This window comes from Mesorhizobium abyssinicae, from assembly GCF_049887195.1.
GTDB classification, from domain to species: Bacteria; Pseudomonadota; Alphaproteobacteria; order Rhizobiales; family Rhizobiaceae; genus Mesorhizobium; species Mesorhizobium abyssinicae.
The window spans coordinates 115,192-137,629 of the sequence record NZ_JARAKC010000010.1 but is presented as its reverse complement, the minus strand read 5'-3'; the positions used below and the strand labels follow the sequence as shown (position 1 = coordinate 137,629).

The window sequence follows — 22,438 nt, the reverse complement described above, 5'->3', positions numbered from 1 at the left end:
TTCACTCCGCCGGCATGGCGCGCTGCGGGAAGGAAAAACCCATCTGCTTGCGCTTCTCGGGCCGTCTGCGCGTCAAGGCCAGCACCATGCCCATCGAGATGGCGATGGCGATCTGCGAGGAGCCGCCATAGGAGATGAACGGCAGCGTCATGCCCTTGGCCGGCATCAGCTGCAGGTTGACGCACATGTTGATGGCCGACTGCAGGCCGAAGACCGTGACCAGACCGCCAACGGCATAGCGCGTGAAGTCGTCATGCTCCTTGAGCGCGGTGTTGAGGCCGCGCAGCACGATGAAGGCGAAGATCGACATGATGAAGAAGCACATCACCAGCCCGAACTCCTCGCCGGCGACCGAAAAGACGAAGTCGGCGTGGCTGTCGGGAATGACCCGCTTGACCGTGCCTTCGCCCGGACCGACGCCGAACCAATGGCCGTTGATCAGCGCCTCGCGCCCCATGTCGACCTGGAAGGTGTCGCCCTCGCCGGTCAGGAACTTGTCGATGCGGGCAGCGACGTGCGGAAACACGGTGTAGGCGGCGAACAGGCCGCTGACGCCGGTGACGCCGAGCGCGATGATCCACAGCCACGGCAGGCCCGCCATGAAGAACATGACCCCCCAGGTGCCGGTCACCAGCATGGTCTGGCCGAGGTCGGGCTGGGCGACCAGCAGCGAGACGACCAGGACCAGGAGCAGCAGGGCAAACAGATTGCCGGGAATGTCGGGCTGGCGCTTGTGCTCGGCGAACAGCCAGGCGCAGACGATGACGAAGGCCGGCTTCAGGAATTCCGACGGCTGGATGGAGAGGCCGGCGAGCGAGACCCAGCGCCGCGCGCCTTTGACCTCGACGCCGACATAGAGCACCGCCACCATCAGCACCAGCATGATGCACAGGATCACCAGCGCCATGCGCCGGATCTGCCGCGATTCCAGGAACGAGACCGCGAGCATCACGCCGAGCGCAGGCACGGTGAAAATGATCTGCCTGGTGGCGAAGTGGAAGCTGTCGAGGCCGATGCGTTCGGCCACCGCCGGGCTCGCCGCGAAGGAGAGCACGATGCCCAGACCCATCAGCGACAGGAACGCCGCCAGGAACCAGCGATCGATCGTCCACCACCAGGTGGCTACCGGACTTTTGTCGAGACGGCTTTGCATTAACGTGGCCCTCCGATGGGTTTCACGCCATCTATAGCGCTCGCAGCTTGCCTGAAGGCTTCGCCGCGCACTTCGAAATTCTTGAACTGGTCGAAACTGGCGCAGGCGGGCGACAGCAGCACCACCGCCTCGCCGCCATCGTCAAGGGCGGCATCGTGGGCGGCATGCTCGACCGCCGCCGCCAGCGTGCCGGAGATCTCGTAGGGCACCGCCTCGCCCAGCGTCGCCGAGAAGGCGGGCGCCGCCTCGCCGATCAGATAGGCCTTGGCGATGCGCGGGAAGAAGCCGCGCAGCGGCTCGATGCCGCCCTCCTTGGGCAGGCCGCCGGCTATCCAGTAGATACGGCTGAAACTCGACAGGGCTGGAGCCGCCGCATCGGCATTGGTCGCCTTGGAATCGTTGATGAACAGCACATGGTCCTTGCGGCCGACCTGCTCCATGCGATGCGCCAGCCCCGGAAAGCTTTCCAACCCCGCCTGGATCTCGCCGAGGTCCAGCCCGACCTTGAGGCAGGCGGCGACCGCGGCCAGCGCGTTCTGCGCATTGTGCTGGCCGCGCAGCGAGCCGATGCCTTCCAGAAAGGCGACGCGGCTGTAGCGGCCATGCACGGCTTCCATAAGGTTGCTGCCATCGGCGAAATAGCCGTCGGTCAGCGGCAGCCGCTTGGAAATGCGGATGACCTCCCTGCCCGCCCGCTCCAGCCGGTCGGCGATCTGCGCGCACCAGGAGTCGTCGACGCCGACGATTGCCGTCTCGCTGCCGGCCACCAGCCGCTCCTTGATCGAGGCGTAGTGCGCCATGGTGCCGTGACGGTCGAGGTGATCGGGCGTCAGGTTGAGCAGGATGCCGGCCGTCGGATTGATCGAGGGCGCGAGGTCGATCTGGTATGAGGAGCATTCGACGACATAGTGCCGCCCCTCTGCCGGCGGATCGAGCGTCATGATGGCGCGACCGATATTGCCGCCCATCTGCGTGTCGCGACCTGCCGATTTCAGGATGTGGGCGGTCAGCGCCGTGGTCGTCGATTTGCCGTTGGTGCCGGTAATCGCGACGAAAGGCGCCGCCGGCGCCCGCAGGACGCGCTCGCGGCAGAACAGCTCGATGTCGCCGATGACCTCGACGCCGGCGCCGCGCGCCAGCTCCACTGTCCAGTGTGGCTTCGGATGCGTCAGCGGCACGCCGGGCGACAGCACGAAGGCGGAGAAGCGCGACCAGTCGGCGCCGCGCAGGTCGCCGGTCGCGATCCCGGCGGCCGAGGCCTTGGCGACGCTGTCCGGATTGTCGTCCCAGGCAAGGATGTCGGCCCCGCCGGCGATCAGCGCGTGCGCGGTGGCGATCCCCGAACCGCCGAGCCCGAAGAGCGAAAGGCGCTTGCCTGAAAAGGATGAGGCGGGGATCAAGCGGCGGCCTATCGGAGCTTGAGGGTGGAGAGGCCGACCAGCGCCAGGATCACCGCGATGATCCAGAAGCGGATCACCACCTGGCTTTCGGTCCAGCCGAGTTTTTCGAAGTGATGGTGGATCGGCGCCATCAGGAACACCCGCTTGCCGGTCATCTTGAAGTAGCCGACCTGGATGATGACCGAGAGGATCTCGACCACGAACAGGCCGCCGACGATGACCAGCACGATCTCGTGCTTGGTGGCGACCGCGACCGTGCCAATCAGGCCGCCCATCGCCAGTGAGCCGGTGTCGCCCATGAAGATGGCGGCCGGCGGCGCGTTGAACCACAGGAAGCCGAGGCCGGCGCCGATCACCGCGCCAAGCACCACCGCCAGTTCGCCGGTGCCGGGAACGAAATGGATCTGCAGATATTCGGCGAACACCGCGTTGCCGGAGAGATAGGCGATGACCCCGAAGGAGGCCGCCGCGATCATGATCGGCACGATCGCCAGCCCGTCGAGGCCGTCGGTCAGGTTGACCGCGTTGCCGGCGCCGACGATGACGAAGCAGGAGAACGGCACGAAGAACCAGCCGAGGTTGATGATAAATTCCTTGGCGAAGGGAAAGGTGAGCGACGAGGAGAACGGCGCCTGGCCGTTGTGCATGATCACCCAGGCAGCGATGCCGGCGATGACGAATTCGATCGCCAGCCGCGCCTTGCCGGAAAAGCCGAGATGCGACTGCTTGGTGACCTTCAGATAGTCGTCATAGAAGCCGATCGAGCCGAAGCCGATGGTCACCAGAAGCACCACCCAGACATAGATCGAGGAGAGGTTCGCCCACAAAAGCGACGATCCGATGATGCCCGACAGGATCATCAGCCCGCCCATGGTCGGCGTGCCGGCCTTCTTGAAATGCGTCTGCGGACCGTCGGCGCGGATCGGCTGGCCCTTGCCCTGCCGGAGCCGCAGCGAATTGATGATGGTCGGTCCGAAGATGAAGACGATCAGCGCCGAGGTGATCAGCGCCCCGCCGGTGCGGAAGGTGATGTAGCGGAAGACGTTGAAGACAGAAATCTTGTCCGCAAAATCGACGAGCAATGTGAACATGAAATTCTGTCCCCCGGACCCGACCCCTAGGTCTGTTCAATGGTTGTGGCTTGCGCCGGAAATTTGCCGAGCAACGCTTCGACCAGCTTTGAAAACCCGATGCCTTTCGACGACTTGACCATCACCACGTCGCCAGGCCGCAGCGCCGACAGCAACAGCGGCTTCAGTTCCTCGGCGCCGGCGCGGTATTCGGCCTTCACGTCGCTCGGCAGTATGTCGGCGAGCGCCCGCATTTCGGGACCGCCGAGAAAGACGGTTTGCGTGCCGGTGCCGATGATCAGCTCGGCAAGCGCGGCATGCAGCTTCGCCGAATGGCTGCCGAGCTCGAGCATGTCGCCGAGCACGGCGATGCGCCTGCCCTCGCCCGATACCGGCGTCGCGTTGAGCAGCGCCATGGCGGCGGCCATCGACGCCGGATTGGCGTTGTAGCTCTCGTCGATCAGCGTGATCGGTCCTTTCGGATGGCGCAATATATGGCGCTTGCCGCGACCGCGCTCGGCCGACAGATCGGCCAGCGCCGCGGCCGCCTTGTCGAGATCGGCCCCGACCAGCTGCGCGGCGCCCAGCACGGCCAGCACATTCTGCGCCATATGGCGGCCGGGCGCGCCGACGCGGGCGACGATCTCCCGCCCGCCGATCTTGGCGGCAATGACGGAATGGTCGGCATTGAGCTCGCATTTGACCAGCCGAAAGGTCGAGCGGGCATTCTCGCCGAAGCCAAAGACATGCTCGACCCCTGCCGCCTTCGCCATCTTGTCGAGCAGTTTCCAGCGGGAATCGTCGCGGTTGAGCAGGGCCGCGCCATCCGGCTCCAGCCCCTCGAAGATCTCGGCCTTGGCCTCGGCGATCTCGTCGAGGTTGCGGAAGAACCCGAGATGCGCGGCGGCGATCAGCGTGACGATCGCGACATGCGGGCGGACCATGTTGACCAGCGGCCGGATTTCGCCCGGATGGTTCATGCCGATCTCGAACACGGCGTAGTCACAATCCTCGGGCATCCGCGCCAAGGTCAGCGGCACACCCCAGTGGTTGTTGAAGGATTGCGCCGAGGCATGCACCTTGCCGACCGCCGACAGCACATGACGCAGCGCTTCCTTGGTGGTGGTCTTGCCGGCCGAGCCGGTCACGGCGATGACCCTGGCCTTGGAGCGGGCGCGCGCGGCGACGCCCAGTCTTTCCAGCGCCACCAGCACGTCCTCAACGACGATCATCGGCGCCGTCAGCCGTCCGAGCGACGGCAGCTTGCCTTCGGCGACCACCAGCACGCCGGCGCCTGCCTTGACGGCGGCGGTCGCGAAATCATGGCCGTCCATCGTCTCGCCCTTGATGGCGAAGAAGGCGTCCCCCGACTCAAGGCTGCGGCTGTCGATCGAAATGCCCGATATGCCTTGCGGCATGACACCGATCGGCCGTCCGCCCATTGCATCGACCAGCGCATCGGAGGTCCAGAGCAGGCTCATGCGGCGCGCTCCCTGAGCGCCGCGCGAACTTCCTCGTGATCCGAGAAATGCAGTGTCTCGGTGCCGATGGTCTGGCCTTCTTCATGCCCCTTGCCGGCCACGATCAGCGTGTCGCCGGCGTGGAGCATGGCCACCGCCTCGTGGATCGCCTTGCGCCGGTCGCCGATCTCGATGGCGCCGGGCGCGGCGGCAAGGATCGCGGCGCGGATCGTCTCGGGCACTTCCGAACGCGGATTGTCATCGGTGACGATGACGACGTCGGCGAGCCGCGTGGCGATCTCGCCCATGATCGGCCGCTTGCCGCGATCGCGGTCGCCGCCGCAGCCGAACACGACGATGACCCGGCCGGTGGTGAACGGCCTCACCGAGGCCAGCACGTTTTCCAGCGCATCCGGTTTGTGGGCATAGTCGACATAGACCGGTGCGCCGTTCGCAGTCGTGCCGACGAGGTCGAGCCGGCCCGGCGCACCCTTCAATTTCTCCAATGCCATCAGGGCTTTGGCGACAGGCGTTCCAGTGGATATGGCAAGTCCCGCCGAAACCAGCGCGTTGGCGATCTGGAAGTCCCCGGCCAGCGGCAGGTCGATTTCGTGGAGCACGCTGTCGACCTCGACCTCGGCCCGCTGCCGGTGGCGTTCGTGCTCGACCCGCTTCAGTCTGAGGAAATCGCCATGGCGGCCGACGGTCAGCACGTCGAGCCCTGCGGCCTTTGCCGCACGGGCCGTCGGTTCCGACCATGGATCGTCGGCGAAGATGACGGCCGGCGCGCCTTTGGGCAGCAGCGTGTCGAACAGGCGCAATTTGGCGCGGTGATAGTCCTCGACCGTCGGATGGTAGTCCATATGGTCGCGGCCGAGATTGGTGAAACCGCCGGCGGCAAGCCTGACACCGTCGAGCCGGCGCTGGTCGAGGCCGTGGCTGGAAGCCTCCATCGACGCATGGGTGACGCCGGCATCGGCCAATTCCTTGAGCAGGAGGTGCAGCGCCACCGGATCCGGCGTCGTCAGCGAACCATACTCATTGCGCCCTGGCGCCACGACGCCGGTGGTGCCGATCGAGGCGGCGGCGAGGCCGGCCTGCTCCCAGATCTGCCGGGTGAAGGCGGCGACCGAGGTCTTGCCGCTGGTGCCGGTCACCGCCACCATCGTTTGAGGTTGCTTGCCGTAGAAGCGGGCGGCGCTCAGCGCCAATGCCAGCCGCGGGTCGTCGACGGAAAAGACCGGAACGGATAGGCCGGAAATGGCGCTTCCCTTGCCCGCCACGATGGCCAGAGCACCGCGCTTTGCGGCATCAACGGCGTAGGCAGCGCCGTCGGCCTTGCTGCCGGCGAGCGCGAAAAAGACGACGCCGGTCTTGACCGTGCGGGAATCCGAGGAAATCCCGGTGACCTCCAGGTCGGGGGAAGCTGTTCCCTCGACAGGCAGGATACCGGCTAGTTCTTTCAGCTGCATCGGGTCCCGTTCATAGCAACAAAATAGCGCGCAGTTGCCGGCGCGCCCCAAGAATCACTGATAGGAAACCAGCGTTGCACCATTTTCATGGCTGAAATCTGGCTTCACGCCAAGCATGGCAGCCGAACGGCGGATAATGTTTCCCGCCATGACGCCCGCATTCGAGGCCGCGGTCGCTCCCATGCCGGGCTTTTCCGGCTTCGGCTCGTCAGCGATCGTCAGCACAATGTATTGCGGATCGTCCATCGGGAAGGCGGCGACGAAGGCGTTGAAATTCTTCTCCTTGGAGTAGCGGCCGTTGACGACCTTCTCTGCCGTGCCGGTCTTGCCGCCGACGCGGTAGCCCGGCACCCTGGCGCTCTTGCCCGAGCCCTTCTCGGCATTCAGCGCATAGAGATAGCGCATGCCTTCGACGGTCTTTTCGCTGACCACCTTCTTTGCAACTTCCATCGCCTGCTGCGCCGTGCGCGGCAGGAAAGTCGGTTCGATCAGGAAGCCGCCATTCATCAGCGCGGCGCAGCCCACCGCCGTCTGCAGCGGCGTCGTCGACACGCCATGGCCGAAGGCGATGGTGATCGAATTGACCTGCTTCCACACTTTGGGCTCGGTCGGCCGCGCCACTTCCGGCAATTCCGTCTGCATCTTCTCGAGCACGCCCAGGCGATGCAGGAATTCGCGGTGTCCCTCGATGCCGACCGCCTCGGCCTCTTTGGCCGAGCCGATGTTGGAGGAATAGATGAACACCTCCGGCACCGACAGCACGCGGCCCTTGCTGTGGAAGTCGTGGATCGTCTGGCGGCCGATCCTGATCGGGCGCGTAGCGTCGAACCGGCTTTCCAGCGTCACCTTGCCGGAATCCAGCGCCATGGCGGTGGTGAAGCTCTTGAAGGTCGAGCCCATCTCATAGAGGCCGGCCGACATGCGGTTCAGCCGGTCCTTGTCCTGGGCATTGTAGGGATTGTTGGGATCGAAATCCGGCACCGAGGCCATCGCCATCACTTCGCCGGTCTTGACGTTGAGGACGACGGCGCCCGCCGCAATCGCATGGAACCGCTCCATGCCGTTGGCCACCTCGTCGCGCACGACGTTCTGGACGCGTAGGTCGATCGACAGTTGCACCGGCTTCAGGTCCCTGGCCACGGCCAGGCCCGACGCCTGCAGGTCGGTCAGACCCTGGTCGTCGATATATTTCTCCATGCCGGAGATGCCCTGATTGTCGATGTTGGTGAGACCGACGATGTAGGACGAGGTTTCGCCGCTCGGGTAGAAGCGGCGCTTCTCGGTGCGGAAACCGAAGCCGGGGATGCCGAGCTGCATGATGTCGGACTGCTGCTTCGGCGTCAGCTGCCGCTGAAGCCAGACGAAGCCGGCTCCGCTCTTCAGCTTGTGGTAGGTCTGCTCGTAGTCGATCTCGGGCAGCACGGTCGACAGCTTCTCGATCGCCTCGTCGGCGTCGACGATGCGGCGCGGTTCGGCAAACAGCGAGGCGGTCTTGATGTCGGTCGCCAGCACCTCGCCATTGCGGTCGACGATGTCAGGCCGCGAGGCCGTGACACGGTTCTGCGGCCCGCCCGACATGTCGGGGCTCTGGAAGCCGAGATAGACCAACCTGCCGGCGATGGCCGAATAAATGCCGAAGAACACCGCCATCGTCATCACGATGCGGGTCCTGGCCCTGCCGCCGGTCGCCTTGCGGGCGCCCTCGACGACGATCGAGCCGTCGTCGCCCTGCTTCTTGCGGCGCTTCAGCAGACTTCCGAGCGTCGAGAATTTGGCGATCATTGCACGATGCCTCCGGTCACGACCGGGTCCTTGGCCCCCTTGGGCCCATTGTCGGAATTGTCGGCCATGCCGCCCAGCCGCTGCGACGAGAGGTCCTCGATGGTGACCGGCTTTGCCGGCAGATCGTCGAGATTGACGATCTGGCGCGCATTGACCGGCTCCAGCCCGAGCTGCGACTTGTAGATTTCGGCGAGCTTCTGCAGGCGCGAAGGCTGCGTGAGCAGGCTCCAGTCGGCCTTGAGCAGGTCGATCGTGTCCTCCTCGTAGCGGATCTGCGCCTCGATCTTCTGCACCGAAGCCAATTGCTCCTCGGCCTCGCGCTTGGTCTTGTAGGTCAAGGCCGCCGCCGAAACCATGACGGCGATCAGGACTATGTCGCTGGTACGAAACACGTGCTTACCTCTCCCCCGGCCGCTCGACGGCGGGAAGCTTTGGAAGGCCGAAAATCGAAAAATCGCCAGCGCGCGCCGGCGCCTCGCTGCGGATAGCCGCGCGCAGCCTGGCCGAACGCGCCCTGGGATTGGCGGCGATCTCGGCCTCGCCAGGCGTCACACCGCCTCCCGACTTCCTGAACGTCGCCGGACGCGCCTGCGCCTCTGGCATATGGCGCGAGCCACTCGCGGCCTCCGCCCGATCGGCGATGAAACGCTTGACGATGCGGTCCTCCAGGGAATGGAAGGTCACCACGGCGAGCCGGCCGCCTGGCTTCAGCGCGCGCTCGGCCGCGAACAGCGCCTTGGCCAGTTCGCCTAGCTCGTCATTGACGAAGATGCGCAACGCCTGGAAGACGCGGGTCGCCGGATGGATCTTGTCCTTCGGCGCGCGGCCGATATGCGTCTCGATCGCGTCGGCCAGATCGAGCGTGCGCTCGAATGGCCGCTTTTCGCGCCGGCTCTCGATCATGCGGGCGATGCGGCCGGCATGGCGCTCCTCGCCGAGGAAGCCGAAGATGCGGGCAAGGTCGCCCGCCTTGAAGCTGTTGACGACATCGGCGGCGCTGAGGCCCGCCTGCGCCATGCGCATGTCGAGCGGTCCGTCGGCGCGAAACGAGAAGCCGCGCTCGGCCTGGTCGAGCTGCATGGAGGAGACGCCGATGTCGAGCACCACGCCGTCGGCGCTTTCGACATGCTCATCGAGCATCGAAAACGGCGCCTGGACAAGAGTCAGGCTGCCGCCGGATTGCTGTTCCAGCGAGCGCCCAGCGGCGATGGCATCGGGATCGCGGTCGATGGCCACGACCGAGGCACCGCTTGCCAGGATGGCCCTGGTATAGCCGCCGGCGCCGAAGGTGCCGTCGACGATCAGATCGCCGGCCTTGGGCGACAGCGCCTCCAGCACTTCGGCAAGGAGGACCGGAATGTGGCGGGCCGGTCCGCCAACGGCGTTGATATCCTCGCCGTGGCCAGCCATCATTCCGGTCGCTCCCCAGGCTTCGTCCCCTGCCGAAGCTGCAACAGCCGGGCGCGCGCCTGCGCCCCATAGGCGGCAAGCCGTCCCGGCTCCCAGATCTGGAAGAAATTGCCGCGGCCGACAAAGGCCGCTTCCGCCGAAATGCCGGTGTGCTCGCGAATGAAGTCGGTCATCGTAATGCGCCCGTCCTGATCGAGCTTCAGGAACGTACCATCGCCATGGCAGAAGAACGACATGTCGTCCGCCGCCTGCAGGAAGGGATCCTCCTGCGCGATGCGCTGCTCGTAGCGGTCGAGCAGGTCGAGACCGCCGACATCCATCGCCGGCAGATCCAGACAGCGCAGCGCATAGAGCTCCGAATAGCCCCGCTTCTGAACGACGGCGCGGAAATGCGCCGGAACGGAGACCCGTCCCTTCGCATCGATCCTGCTCACCGTGTTCGACAGAAACCGGTCCATCACGCGCCACAGCCGCTTCCGCCGCCGCACCCCTTTCCATCATCCCGTCCGCGCCGCCGCAGCGCGTCCCTTGCCGAAATTCCGCTTCGTTCAACGAGGCGAAAGCTCGCAAACGCGCAGCCCCAGCGGCTGCCCGATTGGCGTACGCTTCACCCAGACACGGAACGAAGGCTTTGGTATCGGAATGGGATATCATGGGGCACTATGGGCGTCAACGGGAACGAGCTTCACAAACGCGCTCGCCACAACCAGAAAGAGCAGCCTGACGGCACGTCTGATCTTTATCCTCTATTAAGCCTAACGAAGCGTTTAGAGGGCTGTGGCCCAAGGGACGCGGCTTGCTGCGGGCCGCGCCCACGCATAGCGTCGCGCCAATGCTCCGCTGCCTTTGGCAGCCAACAGGAGGTGAATGGTCGATGTCCGAAACGGCGAAGTCACGTGCCGCCGCACTTGCCCACTTGCGCAGCCGCGATTTCGTCAAGGGCGATCCGATCCCCTTGCCGCTGACCATGGCCTCGATCTTCCACACGCCGGGCGAAGAAGCGGGCTTCGACCAGTATGGCCGCTACGATAATCCGACCTGGCGCGCCGTCGAACATGCGCTCGGTCATCTGGAAGACGCGCATTGCCTCGCCTTCCCGTCGGGGATGGGCGCGATCTCGTCGGTGTTCTTCGCGCTGCTGAAATCCGGCGATCGCGTCCTTCTGCCTGCCGACGGCTATCACGCCACGCGCGCGCTGGCGGAACGCTTCCTGAAGCCGTTCGGCGTCGCCTGCGACACCAGGCCGACCCCAACCTTCCTCGACGGCGGGTTCGACGGCTACCGGTTGGTCTTCGCCGAAAGCCCGTCGAACCCGCGGCTCGACATTTGCGACATCGCCGCCGTCGCCAACGCTGTCCATGCGCATGGCGCGCTCCTCGTCGTCGACAACACGACGATGACGCCCTACGGCCAGCGCCCGCTCGACCTCGGTGCCGATATCGTCGTTTCCGCCGACACCAAGGCGGTGAACGGCCACTCCGACGTGCTGTTCGGCCACGTCGCGAGCCGCAATCCGGACATCGTCGCCAAGGTGAGGGACTGGCGCGAGATGGCCGGCGGCATTCCCGGACCGTTCGAAGCATGGCTCGTGCATCGCGGGCTCGAAACGCTGGAGGTGCGCTTCGACCGCATGTGCTCTTCAGCGGAAACGATCGCGAAGCGACTCAAAAATCACCATGCGGTGGGCGCCCTGCGCTTTCCAGGCCTGGACGGCGATCCCTCGCACAATCTGGCGCGGGCGCAGATGGAGCGCTTCGGCTTCCTCATCTCCTTTGAACTCGCTTCGGAGCAGAAGGCCGAGGATTTCATCGACAACTGCGCGCTGATGCAGTCGGCAACCTCTTTCGGCGGCGTTCACACCTCGGCCGAACGGCGCTCCAAAAGAGGCGACGCCGTGCCGTCCGGCTTCGTGCGCCTGTCCATTGGCTGCGAGCCGGTGGAAGAGCTTTGGCAAGCGATCGAGGCATCGCTCGACAGACTTGATGGTTGAATCAGGGCGTGCGCCGGAAGGCGCAACCCACTGATCGCAAGGGATTTCACGCCGATATCGCGGAGAAAATTGCCAGCTGGCCTGTAAGCCGGGTTCTGTATGGCCCCCGCGCCTTGCGGCACGGGAACGTGGCGGCCATTCATCTTGGGCGCATGTTGCCATGCGCCTCACGCAACCTACCCGGGCGGTGGGCCGGAAACAGCCCTCGAGGTTTCCCTCGCACCGCCCCTATTCGGTCTTGCTCCCGGTGGGGTTTACCGTGCCGCTCCTGTTGCCAGTCGCGCGGTGGGCTCTTACCCCACCCTTTCACCCTTGCCACGGAACCGGCATGCCGGACGCCGTGGCGGTTTGCTTTCTGTGGCACTTTCCCTGGGGTCGCCCCCGCCGGCCATTAACCGGCACCGTGTCTCCATGGAGCCCGGACTTTCCTCACCCACAGCCTTTCGGCTTCGCGGGTGCGGCCGCCCGGCCAGCTGGCACGGCGTATAAAGGGGTTCGCGCCTGAAAACGCAAATGAAAAAGCAGGCTTATGCCCGCTTCGTCACACCGGAGAGCCGAGCGCGGCCATCTGCACCTTGACCTTGCTGCAATAGGCGGCCGACACCGGGTTCATCCTCGTCGCGGCGTGGCCGGCATTGTATTTCAGGATCGTGCCGCAGGTGGTGCCGCCACCGAGGCCTCGCGCCATGGCAAGGTATTTCATGCCGTACTTGATGTTGGTGTCGGGATTGAACAGGCCCTTGACCGAGCCGCTGTAACCCATCATCCGTGCCGTCGCCGGCTTGATCTGCATCAGGCCGATCTCGCCGGCGCTGCCGACGATGTTGGGCCGGTAATTGCTCTCGATCTTGATGACCGCCTTGGCCAGCGACACCGGCACGCCTTCCGCCGCCGCATAGCGGGCGATGATCGCCGAGTACTGGCCACCGTCGGCGCTCGCCGCCGCCGCGGTCGACTCTGCTGCGGTGCTCGGGCGGATCGACGCCGTGGTGGTCAGGTCGATCGTCTTCCTGTTTCGCTGCACACGCCGCTTGGCCGTCGCTTTCCTGGCTTTCACCGGGGCGACCTTCTGCACCTTCGCGGTGGTCGTCTTTTTTGCTTTCGGGGCCTCTGCGGCTTTCGGCGCGGTTTTGCTGGCTGCGGCGACAAAGCCGTTGTCGGCCCGCAGGCTCTGGGGTGCGGCATTCGCGGCGCCGATGGCAAAAGTCATTACACCGGCAGCAACGGCTGCCGTCAAGACGGTCAAATTTTGCATGTGGTCCTGTTCTGTTAGAACCGCGCGAAGAACTTCACGCGGCGACATCAAATCAATATCGGAACATCTCGGGAGGTTAGACGTCCGATAAATTGCACAGATCGCCTTTGACGACCGATTTGGCGGCAAACAAGGCGGCGCAAGTCACTTTAAGTGACAGATTGTAATTTAGCGATGCGAGATGGACTATGCGGCCGGGATTGCCTTTACGGAAGCAAGCAGCCTTTGCAGCGTCCGGATTGTCGAGCCGTCGGCCACGCCATCGACCAGCCGCGGCCGGAAATGCCGCTGGAAAGCCTCGACGACGATTTCGGTCTGGCGGTCGAAAGCAGCCGATATCTCCACGCCATAGCCATAGAGCGACAGCATCGACTGCAACGCCTCGACATCGCCCCCGATGTCGCCGGCCTTGAGCACCGCGCCCCGCCGAATCGGCGCCGCCGGAACGAGATGGCCGATGCCGGCCGCAAACAGGGTCTTCCAGGGGAATTTTTCGCCCGGATCGACCTTGCGACCCGGCGCCACGTCGGAATGGGCGAGCACGCGCTGTGCCGCGATGGAATGGCGTTGCACGACGCCCGCGCACAGGTCGGTCACCGCATCGATCTGCCGCCTGGGAAAGCCGGGATAGCCGAGCGAATGACCGGGATTGACGATCTCGATGCCGACCGAGCAGGAGTTGATGTCCGTTCGCCCGAACCACGAGCTCTTGCCGGCATGCCAGGCGCGGTCGCTTTCGCGCACCATCTGCACGACGCGGCCGTCCTCATGGACGAGATAGTGGGAAGAGACCTCGCTGGCCGGATCGCAAAGCCATGCCTCGGCGCCCGCGCCGGTGGCCATGCCGGTGTAATGCAGCACGATCATGTCGGGTCTGAGCGTATCGCGCCGCGGGCCGAAATTCGGCGATACCCTGACCTCGGCGCTCGGCTGGTCGGGCAGGAAACCGCTCATACGTGCCTGAGGCCCCGTTCGATCATCTCATAGGCGGCATTGATCGCCGCGAGCCTGGTCGTGGCGATCTTGATGAACTCCTGCGGCAGGCCGCGCGCGATCAGCCGGTCGGGATGATTGTCCGAGACCAGCTTGCGGTAGCGCTTCCTGACCTCATCGAAGGGCTTTCCCCGTTCGATGCCGAGCACGACATAGGGGTCGCCGGCGCCGAGATTGACGTGCCTGGCCAGGATGCTCTGGTAATGCGCCTCGTCGATACGGAAAATCTCGGCGATGCGGTGCAGGAACTGGCCTTCGCGCTCATGGATCAATCCATCGGCCTTGGCGATGTGGAACAGGCCGTCGAGTATGTCCTCCAGCATCATGCAGTTCGTATGGCCGGAACCGCAAAGCTGCGCCATGCGCTGCGCGTAGATCTCGAAACCGGCCACGTCGCGCTTGGCCAGGTCATAGAGCCGCGCCACGTTCCGCGTCTCTTTCGGCGGCACCTCGAATATTTCCTGGAAGGCGCGCACCTCATCCTGGGTGACCACGCCGTCGGCCTTGGCCATCTTGGCCGAGAGCGCGATCATCGCCACCGAAAAAGCGACGCGGCGGCGCAGATCGGCATCTCCGGAGAAAACCGTCCGCACGGCTTCGACGACATCGGCGACACCCGATGACGTTGAAGCCGTGACACGAGCTATGAAGTCGCCAAGGCGGTCCCAAATCGACATGAGGCTTCTTAGTGCGAACCGGGCGCCGCTATCAAGCGAAGACAGTGCCGCAGGCCCAACCGATTTGACGACGGCGCCCAACAAGGCGCCCGATTCGAAAAGAGAAGGCCGGCATGAAGCCGGCCTTCTTCGTCAACGCATCAGATTACTGCGCAGGGGGTGTTGCCGGAGCCGGCTCGGCAGGCTTCGTTGCGTCAGGAGCGGCCGGAGCCGCCGGCTTCATCGGTTCCTCGGCGGCCGGCGGATTGGTGCTCTGGGTGGTGGTGTTGTCGGTGCCGCTGTCGCTGCACGCCGCAACCCCAAGCAACGCTAGCGCCGAAAGGGACGCCAGAATGAGCTTGTTCATGATATCTCTCCTTCACCTGACGCTCACATTGTGGTGAGCAGTCGAAGGGGAAATGCATCAGCCGGCCTGGAGTTTCGTAACGTTGCATTTCCGCATGTAACATCATCCGGGCGGTTGCCGGCCGCAGCATTGCACACTAACAGGACAGGCCAAGCACCAGATTGCGCAGGGAAAATGCCGGGAGCCGCGATGACTGAAAAGTGGGATTTCTGGATCGACCGCGGCGGCACTTTCACCGACGTCATCGGCCGCGACCCGCAAGGCGGGCTGCACCCCCGCAAGCTGCTGTCCGAAAATCCCGAAGCCTATGCAGACGCCGCCATCCAGGGCATTCGCGACCTGCTTGGGCTGAAATCCGGCGCCGCCATTCCGTCAGGCCTGATCGGCGACATCAAGATGGGCACCACTGTCGCCACCAATGCGCTGCTGGAGCGCAAGGGCGACCGTGTGCTCCTGCTCATCAGCAAGGGTTTTCGCGACGCGCTTCGCATCGCCTATCAGGCGCGTCCGGATATCTTCGCCAAGGAAATCATGCTGCCCGAGCAGCTTTATGAGCGCGTCATCGAGATCGACGAGCGCGTGCGCGCCGACGGCCGCGTCGAACGCCTGCTCGACATTGCCGCCTGCCGCCCGGCCATCGAACAGGCCAAGGCCGACGGCATCGATGCGGTCGCCATCGTCTTCATGCATGCCTGGAAATATCCGGACCACGAGAAGGCCGTCGCGAAAGTCTGTCGCAAGCTCGGCTTCGGCCAGGTCTCGGTCAGCCACGAAGTGTCGCCGCTGATCAAGCTGGTCGGCCGCGGCGATACCACCGTGGTCGATGCCTATCTGTCGCCGATCCTGTCGCGCTATGTGCAAAGGGTGGCAGGCGAATTGGGCGCCGGCCCCCGCCTGATGTTCATGATGTCCTCAGGCGGCCTCACCGCCGCCGATATGTTCCAGGGCAAGGACGCGCTGTTGTCCGGCCCGGCCGGCGGCGTCGTCGGCATGGTCGAGACGGCGATGCTCGCCGGCTTCGGCAAAGTCATCGGCTTCGACATGGGCGGCACCTCGACCGACGTCGCCCACTATGACGGCGAGTATGAGCGCGCCTTCGACACCGAGGTCGCCGGCGTGCGTATCCGCGCGCCGATGATGCGCATCCACACCGTAGCCGCCGGCGGTGGCTCGATCCTGCATTATGAGGCTGGCCGCTTCCGCGCCGGTCCGGATTCCGCAGGCGCCAATCCCGGCCCTGCCGCTTACCGGCGCGGCGGCCCGCTCGCCGTGACCGACGCCAATGTCATGCTTGGCAAGCTGCAGCCCGATTTCTTCCCGGCGATCTTCGGTCCCGGCCAGGACCAGCCGCTCGACGTCGACACCGTGCGCGATAAATTCACCGCGCTTGCCGCCGAGATCGGCGATGGCCGCACGCCGGAAGCTGTCGCCGAAGGCTTCGTCACCATCGCCGTCGAGAACATGGCCAACGCCATCAAGAAGATCTCGGTGCAGCGCGGCTATGACGTCACCGAATATCTCTTGAACTGCTTTGGCGGCGCCGGCGGCCAGCATGCTTGCCTGGTCGCCGATGCGCTCGGCATGGAAGCGGTGCTGATCCATCCCTTCTCCGGCCTGCTTTCGGCCTATGGCATCGGCCTGTCGTCGGTCTTTGCCTCGCGCCAGCAGGCGCTGCTCAAGCCGCTCGCCGATGAATCCAGGACGGAGATCGACGCGCTCATCGCGACCTTGAGGAAAGCCGTCATCGCCGAGCTCGCGGCACAAGGCATCGCCGAGGGCGCCGTCGCCTCCCGGCCGGTGCTGCAGATCCGCTATGACGGCACCGACACAGCGCTGCCGGTGAATTTCGCCGATGGTTCGATCTTCCAGGCCAGACGCGATTTCGAAGCTGCCCACAAGGCGCAGTTCGGCTTCGTCTATGACGACAAGCCAATGATCGTCGAGACCGTCGGCGTCGAAGGCACCGATACCGGCGGGGGTGGCCGTGATGAAACCGAATCGGCAACAGAGGATCTGGCCGCAAGTCCTTCCAGGACTCGCAAAATCTTCACCGAAGGCGAATGGCGAGAGGCGGGCATCTTTCACCGCGAGGCGCTCGCCCCCGGAAACTGGGTCGCTGGCCCTGCTTTGATCATCGAGCCCAACCAGACGATCGTCGTGGAGCCGGGCTGGCGGGCCGAGATCACCGCCAGGAACCATGTGCTGTTGCGACGGACCGAGAAGAAACGCCGCCAGGCGGCGCTCGGCACCGAAGCCGATCCGGTCATGCTGGAGGTCTTCAACAACCTCTTCATGTCGATCGCCGAGCAGATGGGCGTGACGCTGCAGAACACCGCCTATTCGGTCAACATCAAGGAGCGGCTGGATTTCTCCTGCGCCGTGTTCGACCGCCATGGCGCGCTGGTCGCCAACGCGCCGCACATGCCGGTGCATCTCGGCTCCATGGACCGCTCGGTCGAGACCATCATTCGCCTCAATTCCGGCGACATCCATCCGGGCGACGTCTTCGCCCTGAATGCGCCCTACAATGGCGGCACGCACCTGCCCGACATCACCGTGGTGACGCCGGTGTTCGATGACGCGCGCAAGGAGATCCTGTTCTGGGCGGCCTCGCGCGGCCACCACGCCGATGTCGGCGGCACCGCGCCCGGCTCGATGACGCCTTTGGCCACCACCGTCGACGAGGAAGGCGTGCTGTTCGACAATTTCCGCATCGTCGATCGCGGCCGCTTCCGCGAGAAGGAGCTGGAGACGCTGCTCACCGACCACCCCTACCCGGCGCGCAATCCGCACCAGAACATCGCCGACCTCAAGGCGCAGATCGCCGCCAACGAGAAGGGCGTGGCCGAATTGCGCAAGATGGTCGCGCATTTCGGTCTCGATGTCGTCGAGGCCTATATGGGCCACGTCCAGGACAACGCTGCCGAAAGCGTGCGTCGCGTGCTGGAACGGCTGCCCGACACCTCCGACTATGAATATCCGACCGACACCGGTCAGGTGATCAAGGTCAGGATCTCGGTCGACCGGGAAAAGCGCGAGGCGATCGTCGACTTCACCGGAACCTCGCCGGTCGAGAAGAACAATTTCAACGCGCCGGAACCCGTCGCGCGCGCCGCCGTGCTCTATGCCTTCCGCGTCATGGTCGAGGACATGATCCCGATGAATGCGGGGTGCCTCAGGCCGATCAACATCGTCATCCCCGATGGCTGCATGCTGAAGCCCGCCTATCCGGCGGCCGTCGTCGCCGGCAATGTCGAGACCTCGCAGCATGTGACCAATGCGCTGTTCGGCGCCATGGGCGCGATGGCCAATGCGCAAGGGACGATGAACAACCTCACCTTCGGCAACAAGCAGTACCAGTATTACGAGACGATCTGCTCCGGCTCGCCCGCCGGCCGGATGAACTCCGGCCGCGGCTTTGCCGGCACCTCCGGCGTCCATACCCATATGACGAACTCCCGCCTCACCGACCCGGAAGTGCTGGAATTGCGCTTCCCCGTGCTGCTCGAGGATTTCCACATCCGCGAAGGCTCCGGCGGCAAGGGCAAGTGGGATGCCGGCGACGGCACGAAGCGCACCATCCGCTTCCTCGAAAAGATGGAATGCGCGATCCTGTCCTCACACCGCAACCGGCCGCCGCAAGGCCTGGACGGCGGCGGCGACGGCGAAGCGGGCTCGACCAAGGTCCGTCGAAACGGCGGTGCTGTCGACGTGCTGAAGGCCTGTGACCAGACCGTGCTCGACGCCGGCGAGGCCGTCATCGTCACCACGCCGACGCCTGGAGGGTTCGGCAAGGCATAAGGAAGTTTCGAGAATTCGCTGCGGCTATTTCAGGTGGCGTGGCTTTCGAGAACCGGAGCGGAGCGGACATAAGTCCGTGGGCTTCGCGCATGACCCCGAAATCGAAATCGATTTCGGAAAGGATCATGCGCAAACAAAGATGCGACAGCGTCCTTTGCGCGTCCTTGTGGACGCGCGGCGCTGTAATAAGCGCAGAAAGTCGCGTCAGATGACCGCCGCAGTAGAATTATCGAGGCCTCCGTCTGTCACCGGCCTGTCATAACGCTGCGCTACCCGCTTGCGCCAATGCAAACGGGGAATCACCTTGCCATGACGGACGTTTCCGGAGATCTGGTTTTTCGTCGCGGCAAGGAAGTTGGAAAAGCCGTCTACCAGAATCGCCCGCTGTCGAAGGCCGGCATCTCCGAGCGGCTCTTCGCCTTCCTGTTTTCCGGCCTCGTCTATCCGCAGATCTGGGAAGACCCCGATGTCGACATGGAGGCCATGCAGCTCGGCGCCGGCCACCGCATCGTCACCATCGCCTCGGGCGGCTGCAACATCCTCGCCTATCTCACCCGCTCGCCCGAACGGATCGACGCCGTCGACCTCAACGCCGCCCATATCGCGCTGAACCGCATGAAGCTCGAGGCGGTGCGCCGCCTGCCCTCGCAGGGCGACCTGTTCCGCTTCTTCGGCGCCACCGACACCAGCCACAATTCGGAAGCCTACGACCGCTTCATCGCCCCGCATCTCGATCCGGTCAGCCGCCACTACTGGGAGCGCCGTAACTGGCGCGGCCGCCGGCGCATCGAGGTCTTCGACCGCAATTTCTACCAGACCGGCCTGCTCGGCCTGTTCATCGCCATGGGACATCGCGTCGGCAAGTTCTTTGGCGTCGACCCCGCGGGCATCATGCAGGCCTGCAACATCGGCGAGCAGCGCCGCTTCTTCAACGAGGAGCTGGCGCCGGTTTTCGAAAAGCCGCTGCTGAAATGGGCGACGTCGCGCAAGGCTTCGCTGTTCGGTCTCGGCATTCCGCCGGCGCAGTACGATTCGCTGATCACCTCGGGCGACGGCACGATGGCGAGCGTGCTCAAGGCCAGGCTGGAAAAGCTCGCCTGCGATTTCCCGCTGAACACCAATTATTTCGCCTGGCAGGCCTTTGCCCGCCGCTATCCCGAGCCCGGCGAGGCAGCACTCCCCGCCTATCTGGAGAAGCGCAATTACAAGGTGATCCGCGACAACATCGACCGCGTCGCCATCAACCACACCAACCTGATCGAGTTTCTCGCCGGCAGGGATGCGGGCGCGGTCGACCGCTTCATCCTGCTCGACGCGCAGGACTGGATGACCGACGACCAGCTCAACGCGCTGTGGTCGGAGATCACCCGCACGGCATCGGCCGGCGCCCGTGTCATCTTCCGTACGGCGGCCGAGCCCAGCCTGCTGCCCGGTCGCGTCTCCAACTCGCTGCTTGACCAGTGGAGCTACGAGGCCGAGGCCTCGCGCGACTTCTCCGCGCGCGACCGTTCGGCCATCTATGGCGGTTTCCACCTCTATGTGAAGCGCTGATGAGCACCACCGAACTGCCCGCCAGCCATGCCGAACTGATGGACGGTGTCTATCGCCGGCAGCGCCACATCTATGACCTCACCCGCAAATACTACCTGCTTGGCCGCGACCGGCTGATATCAGGGCTGGACGTGCCGCAAGGCGGCACGGTGCTCGAGCTCGGTTGCGGCACCGGCCGCAACATCATCCTTGCCGCCCGCCGCTATCCCGAGGCGCGCTTCTTCGGCCTCGATATTTCGGCGGAAATGCTGGAGACGGCCGAGGCCGCAATCGCCCGTGAAGGCCTGTCCGGCCGCGTCACGCTCAAGCGCGGCGACGCCACCAATTTCGACGCCGGCGCACTCTTTGGTGTCGCGCGTTTCGACCGCGTCTTCGTGTCCTATTCACTGTCGATGATCCCCGGCTGGGAAAAGACAGTTTCCGAGGCGCTCGCCGCCCTGGCGCCTGGCGGTTCGCTGCATGTCGTCGATTTCGGCCAGCAGGAGGGCCTGCCGCGCTGGTTCCGGGCGCTGCTGCGCGGCTGGCTCAAGAAATTCCACGTCACGCCGCGTGAGACGCTGCGCGAAGTCCTGGAATCGGAATCTCGGCGAACCGGCGCAAGCTTCCATTTCAGAACGCTTTATCGCGGCTACGCCTGGCTTGGGGTGATCGGCGCAGCCAAGTAGTCAGTGCAGCGCCTTGACCAGCGCTCCCAGCATCGCCTGCGGTCGATAGCCAAGCTTGGCCGGCGTCAGGCCAAGCCGCACCACCACCAACTGCTCCGACGGAATGATGGCGACCGTCTGCCCGTCATGGCCTTCCATCCAGTAAGTGTCCTTGGGCAGGCCGGCCGCAGCGCCGGCTCCGGGGTTCTCCTCATCGCCCGGCCCTTCGATCCATACCTGGCCCTTGCCGTAGACCTTCGAAGCCGCCGCCGGCTCCCGCATCCAGTCGACGAAGCCGGCGGGCAGGAGCTGATTGCCGTTCCAGGCCCCGCCCTGCAGCAGGAACTGGCCGAAGCGCGCCCAGTCATGCGCCGTGGCGTAGAGATAGGACGAGCCGACAAAGCTGCCCTGCTCGTCGGTCTCGAGCACGGCGCTGTGCATGCCGATCGGCTCGAACAGCGCCTTCCGCGGCCAGGTTAGCGCCTTCGCCTTGTCGCCGACGGCGTCCTGCCACAGCCGCGACAGCATCACCGCCGTGCCGCTCGAATAGGAAAACACCTTGCCCACCTCGCCCGTCAGCGGCTTGGCCTCGGCGAAACCGGCCATGTCGGGTTCGAGATAGAGCATGCGCGTCACATCGGCGACGTCGCCGTAATCCTCGTTGAACTCCAGCCCGCTCGACATCGCCATCAAATCGGCAAGGCTGATGGCGTCGCGGCCGTCCGCCTTCCACGGCGCGAACAGGCCCTTGTTGTCGATCGCCATCTTGCCGTCCTTGACCAGCGTGCCGACGATCGCGGCATTGACCGTCTTGGTCATCGACCAGCCGAGCAGCGGCGTCTTTGCCGAAAAGCCCTCGCCATAGCGCTCGGCGACGATATGGCCGTTCTTCACCACGACCACGGCGCGCATGCCGGCGCCGGCCATGGCCGCGTCGTCGACGATCTTCGCGATTTCTGGATTCTGCGAGGCGTCCACCCGCTCACCCTCCGGCCACAGCGCACCCTGCCTGGTGGCGGCCGGCTCGGCGTAGATCGCCGTCTGCCTCGCCTTGCCGGTGTTGCCGTCTGGGACCGCGGCGCAGCCCAGTCCGTCGCGCGCGACGGCGACACTTTTGCCGAGCACGCCGAACAGGCCTGCCGACACCATGCCGCGTTCCTTGTCGACCGACACCTTCATCAGCCTGAGCAGCGGATGACCCGGCGCCTGGACGTCGACGGCGAGCACCTCGTTGGCGTCGCGCCCGGCGATGAAGACGTTCGAGCACACGATCTTGGCCGAATAGCCGGAACCGACGCGGATCAATTCGGGCGGCGCGACATAGAGCCAGGCGACCAGCGCGACTATCGCCAGCACGACCAGGCCGAACAGCCATTTGACGATCTTGACGACGATCCGCATCTCACCCCCTGCGTGTGGCGCCCGATTTATGCC

General features: G+C 65.0%; 18 protein-coding genes and 1 other RNA gene. 4 read left to right on the top strand and 15 right to left on the bottom strand.

Going from position 1 to position 22,438, the window contains the following annotated elements; translation table 11 throughout:
- Position 1: 1 nt before the first annotated feature.
- The 9 genes from ftsW to mraZ are packed head-to-tail and all read right to left on the bottom strand — an operon-like array spanning position 2 to position 10,205.
- Entirely contained in the window at positions 2 to 1,153 is a 1,152-nt protein-coding gene (gene ftsW, locus PU724_RS21905) for a putative lipid II flippase FtsW (protein WP_127286007.1), read from the bottom strand.
- Positions 1,153 to 2,553, bottom strand: coding sequence for a UDP-N-acetylmuramoyl-L-alanine--D-glutamate ligase (murD, locus tag PU724_RS21900; RefSeq protein WP_354423699.1), 1,401 nt, complete (start codon positions 2,551 to 2,553; stop codon positions 1,153 to 1,155). Before murD ends, ftsW begins: the two co-directional genes overlap by 1 nt.
- A gap of 8 nt (positions 2,554 to 2,561) precedes the next feature.
- Positions 2,562 to 3,644: a phospho-N-acetylmuramoyl-pentapeptide-transferase gene (mraY, locus tag PU724_RS21895; RefSeq protein WP_127286005.1), complete on the bottom strand. Its 1,083-nt coding sequence runs from the start codon at positions 3,642 to 3,644 to the stop codon at positions 2,562 to 2,564.
- A gap of 26 nt (positions 3,645 to 3,670) precedes the next feature.
- Positions 3,671 to 5,104 (bottom strand): UDP-N-acetylmuramoylalanyl-D-glutamyl-2,6-diaminopimelate--D-alanyl-D-alanine ligase, encoded by a 1,434-nt coding sequence (locus PU724_RS21890; protein ID WP_127309913.1) that lies wholly within the window; start codon positions 5,102 to 5,104, stop codon positions 3,671 to 3,673.
- Entirely contained in the window at positions 5,101 to 6,555 is a 1,455-nt protein-coding gene (locus PU724_RS21885; RefSeq protein WP_354423702.1) for a UDP-N-acetylmuramoyl-L-alanyl-D-glutamate--2,6-diaminopimelate ligase, read from the bottom strand. The genes PU724_RS21890 and PU724_RS21885 overlap by 4 nt, the downstream gene beginning before the upstream one ends.
- A gap of 54 nt (positions 6,556 to 6,609) precedes the next feature.
- Positions 6,610 to 8,337: a peptidoglycan D,D-transpeptidase FtsI family protein gene (locus PU724_RS21880; protein WP_127309915.1), complete on the bottom strand. Its 1,728-nt coding sequence runs from the start codon at positions 8,335 to 8,337 to the stop codon at positions 6,610 to 6,612.
- Positions 8,334 to 8,729: a cell division protein FtsL gene (gene ftsL, locus PU724_RS21875; protein ID WP_127286716.1), complete on the bottom strand. Its 396-nt coding sequence runs from the start codon at positions 8,727 to 8,729 to the stop codon at positions 8,334 to 8,336. The genes PU724_RS21880 and ftsL overlap by 4 nt, the downstream gene beginning before the upstream one ends.
- A 4-nt stretch (positions 8,730 to 8,733) precedes the next feature.
- Positions 8,734 to 9,750 (bottom strand): 16S rRNA (cytosine(1402)-N(4))-methyltransferase RsmH, encoded by a 1,017-nt coding sequence (gene rsmH / locus PU724_RS21870; protein ID WP_128346608.1) that lies wholly within the window; start codon positions 9,748 to 9,750, stop codon positions 8,734 to 8,736.
- Positions 9,747 to 10,205: a division/cell wall cluster transcriptional repressor MraZ gene (gene mraZ / locus PU724_RS21865; protein WP_292105089.1), complete on the bottom strand. Its 459-nt coding sequence runs from the start codon at positions 10,203 to 10,205 to the stop codon at positions 9,747 to 9,749. Before mraZ ends, rsmH begins: the two co-directional genes overlap by 4 nt.
- 416 nt (positions 10,206 to 10,621) lie before the next feature.
- Here mraZ and PU724_RS21860 point away from each other — a divergent pair, with 416 nt between their 5' ends.
- Positions 10,622 to 11,737 carry a cystathionine gamma-lyase gene (locus PU724_RS21860; RefSeq protein WP_354423704.1) on the top strand — a complete coding sequence of 372 codons (1,116 nt, stop codon included), beginning with the start codon at positions 10,622 to 10,624 and terminating at the stop codon, positions 11,735 to 11,737.
- A 68-nt stretch (positions 11,738 to 11,805) separates the two neighbouring features.
- On the opposite strand, the gene rnpB is transcribed toward PU724_RS21860, so the two are convergent.
- The 5 genes from rnpB to PU724_RS21835 form a co-directional block, all read right to left on the bottom strand.
- Positions 11,806 to 12,214: RNase P RNA component class A (rnpB, locus tag PU724_RS21855), an RNA gene on the bottom strand.
- 64 nt (positions 12,215 to 12,278) lie between these two features.
- A complete protein-coding gene (locus PU724_RS21850; protein WP_127311416.1) occupies positions 12,279 to 12,992 on the bottom strand; it encodes a lytic transglycosylase domain-containing protein in 714 nt (237 codons plus the stop codon).
- A gap of 186 nt (positions 12,993 to 13,178) precedes the next feature.
- Positions 13,179 to 13,946 carry an N-acetylmuramoyl-L-alanine amidase gene (locus PU724_RS21845; RefSeq protein ID WP_354423706.1) on the bottom strand — a complete coding sequence of 256 codons (768 nt, stop codon included), beginning with the start codon at positions 13,944 to 13,946 and terminating at the stop codon, positions 13,179 to 13,181.
- Positions 13,943 to 14,662, bottom strand: coding sequence for a J domain-containing protein (locus PU724_RS21840; RefSeq protein WP_127311414.1), 720 nt, complete (start codon positions 14,660 to 14,662; stop codon positions 13,943 to 13,945). The genes PU724_RS21845 and PU724_RS21840 overlap by 4 nt, the downstream gene beginning before the upstream one ends.
- Before the next feature lie 145 nt (positions 14,663 to 14,807).
- Positions 14,808 to 15,008 (bottom strand): hypothetical protein, encoded by a 201-nt coding sequence (locus tag PU724_RS21835; RefSeq protein ID WP_127285031.1) that lies wholly within the window; start codon positions 15,006 to 15,008, stop codon positions 14,808 to 14,810.
- Between the two features lie 189 nt (positions 15,009 to 15,197).
- Between PU724_RS21835 and PU724_RS21830 the strand changes: the two genes are divergently transcribed.
- The 3 genes from PU724_RS21830 (at position 15,198) to PU724_RS21820 (ending at position 21,025) form a co-directional block, all read left to right on the top strand.
- Positions 15,198 to 18,809, top strand: coding sequence for a hydantoinase B/oxoprolinase family protein (locus PU724_RS21830; RefSeq protein ID WP_354423709.1), 3,612 nt, complete (start codon positions 15,198 to 15,200; stop codon positions 18,807 to 18,809).
- 309 nt (positions 18,810 to 19,118) lie between these two features.
- Positions 19,119 to 20,360 (top strand): BtaA family protein, encoded by a 1,242-nt coding sequence (locus tag PU724_RS21825; RefSeq protein WP_320320363.1) that lies wholly within the window; start codon positions 19,119 to 19,121, stop codon positions 20,358 to 20,360.
- A complete protein-coding gene (locus tag PU724_RS21820) occupies positions 20,360 to 21,025 on the top strand; it encodes a class I SAM-dependent methyltransferase (protein WP_320320364.1) in 666 nt (221 codons plus the stop codon). The genes PU724_RS21825 and PU724_RS21820 overlap by 1 nt, the downstream gene beginning before the upstream one ends.
- Here the strand turns inward: PU724_RS21820 and PU724_RS21815 are convergent, their stop codons facing one another.
- Positions 21,026 to 22,405 (bottom strand): serine hydrolase domain-containing protein, encoded by a 1,380-nt coding sequence (locus tag PU724_RS21815; RefSeq protein WP_320320365.1) that lies wholly within the window; start codon positions 22,403 to 22,405, stop codon positions 21,026 to 21,028. It lies immediately after the preceding gene.
- Positions 22,406 to 22,438: the final 33 nt, after the last annotated feature.